The 788-nt window shown below is 69.5% G+C and carries 1 protein-coding gene; it reads left to right on the forward strand.

All coding sequences use genetic code 11. The features are described 5' to 3' along the window. Positions 1 to 2: 2 nt before the first annotated feature. A partial coding sequence (locus tag DBR23_RS30965; RefSeq protein ID WP_369882132.1) for a M16 family metallopeptidase occupies positions 3 to 788 on the forward strand: 786 nt, incomplete at its 3' end.

Genomic DNA, 788 nt, shown 5'->3' on the forward strand with positions numbered 1-788 from the left:
CTATCGCCCTTTTTTCTTCCAATTCGGCCTGGGCGCTGCTGCCCATCCAGCACTGGACGGAGCCCAATGGGGCCAAGGTCTACCTGGTCGAAAGCCCGGTCATCCCCATGGTGGATGTGCAGATCGACTTTGACGCCGGCACGCGCCGCGACCCGGCAGGCCAGTCCGGCCTGGCCAATGCGGTGGCCGCCATGGCGAGCAAGGGCGTGAAAGCCGGGCGCGACGCCAGCGCCGAGCCCGCGCTGGACGAAAACGGCCTGGGCGAGGCCTGGGCCGACCTGGGCGCCAGCTTTGAAGCCAATGTCGACAACGACACACTGCACTACGTGCTGCGCTCGCTGACCGACCCGCCGCTGCTGGAACGCGCCGCACGCCTGGCGGCCCGCCAGATTGCCGAGCCCATGACGACCGAAGACGTCTGGCTACGTGACCGGGCCCGCTGGAGCGCCAGCCTGAAAGAAGCCAACACGCGCCCCGCCACCGTCGCCAACCATGCGTTTGCCGCTGCGGTGTATGGCAGCCACCCCTACGGCGTACGCACCACCGAAGAGACGCTGGCCCGCATCAGCGTGGCCGACATGCAGGGCTTTCACGCACAGTACGTGGCCGCCTGCCGCGCCAAGGTCAGCATCGTGGGCGCTGTATCGCGCGCCCAGGCGCAGACACTGGTGGCCACGCTGCTGTCGCGCCTGCCTGCCACGGCAGGCTGCGCACCGCTGCCGCCCGTGGGCGAGGTGGCGGCGCTGACGGCGCCTGCCGAGAAGGCCATCCCATTTGCGTCGGCCCAG

The sequence above is a fragment of the Acidovorax sp. HMWF018 genome (assembly GCF_003061035.1).
GTDB classification, from domain to species: Bacteria; Pseudomonadota; Gammaproteobacteria; order Burkholderiales; family Burkholderiaceae_C; genus Acidovorax; species Acidovorax delafieldii.